Consider the following 1,489-nt stretch of genomic DNA (forward strand, 5'->3'; position numbering starts at 1 on the left):
GGCTCTTCGTCAAGAAGTACTGATAAGATAAATTGAATAATTTCTAAGCAGCTCTTGCCTGACCCTGGACATGAGCTGTTTTATTATGCCAATTAATGGCGATATAAGAATTCGGCAGGGAAATCAGGATACGAACGCGGAAGTGGAAGAAGTTACGAAAGCCATAGGCAGTCCGTTTGATAACTTTAATCTTATTGTTTGTACCCTCAACGGGACCATTCGTGTAATGATCATATTTGAAGCTGGCGATGATTTCTTGACGATGGGTTCGCAGAGTGCGTTGGACCTTCTGAAACGCTTGGGGAAGCGCGGTCCATTTGATAGCTAATAGTTGGTTGAGAGCTGACTTACTCCGATGATTAACTGCTAGAATCAGGCCTTGGTAATATTGATAGGCCTGCTTAAGCTCGTCGTCGAAAGCTAATAAACGATGAATAACCTCAATATCAGTTAGCTGGGCGTAACCAAAATTGCGGCGGCGCCAAAAGTTATCATACTTGAGGAGTGCACTAGGGGTTAAGAGCAGTTTCCAAAAATGTTTGAGAGCTCGCCATTGCCGGGAACTTTTTCCGGCACGGTTCATTACTTTAATCCTAGTTTGGTTCAGGGCACGGTAAGCTTGAGCTACGACATGGAAGTGGTCCGCGATAATTAAAGCATGCGGAAATAGCTCTTGAATCAAGCGGCGGTAAGGAGTATAGAGATCGACCGTAACAGTTTGAACCGCTAAACGAGCGCGGTGACTATAACGCAGGAAGTAATTGCGAAGAAAGCTACTCCGGCGTGAAAGAATGATATCGAGCGTTCGATGGTTCTCAATGTTTACGAGAATCATGCTCATTCCGCTGGGCGCAAAGCGACCAGAATGAAAGTCATCGAAGGCAATATGACGGGGAAGCCAATGGTAGTTAGGCTTAAAGACATGATCAAGGTGATTAATTACGCGCCTGACGGTCCAGCCCGAAACAGAAAAATCATCGGCGATATCAGTTTGGGATTCATTCTTAACCAGTTGCATCATAATGCGTTGCTTAATACTCGTGGCGATATGGTGACGATATTGGACATCCTCGACCGGAGCTAATTTCGTCACTGTTTGTGGACATTGAGGAGAAGCTGGGCAAATATACTTCTGCTTTTTAATCGACCAAACAGTCGGCTTGTAATGAAGGCCTGCCCCATGATAGTTAACGATTTTAATGCCATTCTTGTACATTAGCCGGCCACAATGAGGACAATGCATGGGGTAGGATTGAACAAGATGGACCACAATATAATCGCCGTGATCGGCAATCGAGTCTTCTTTAGTATTGGTATCAAGTTCAAGATGAGTGTCTTTAATTCCGAGAGCAGTTCTGATAGAATTATCCATGAAAGATGGTCCTTTCTTAAACGAAGACGGGGGTCAGCCATCTTTCGTTTTTTATTTTAAATTTAAACCAAAATAAGCACTGATGTTAAATCCATCAGTACTTAAAATTGTAGAACC

1 protein-coding gene is annotated in these 1,489 nt (G+C 43.5%); it reads right to left on the bottom strand.

The window, feature by feature from the left end; translation table 11 throughout:
* Positions 1-43: 43 nt before the first annotated feature.
* Positions 44-1,372: an ISL3 family transposase gene (locus FD32_RS04155; RefSeq protein WP_056962116.1), complete on the bottom strand. Its 1,329-nt coding sequence runs from the start codon at positions 1,370-1,372 to the stop codon at positions 44-46.
* Between the last annotated feature and the right edge of the window lie 117 nt (positions 1,373-1,489).

The sequence above is a fragment of the Limosilactobacillus panis DSM 6035 genome (genome assembly GCF_001435935.1).
GTDB classification, from domain to species: Bacteria; Bacillota; Bacilli; order Lactobacillales; family Lactobacillaceae; genus Limosilactobacillus; species Limosilactobacillus panis.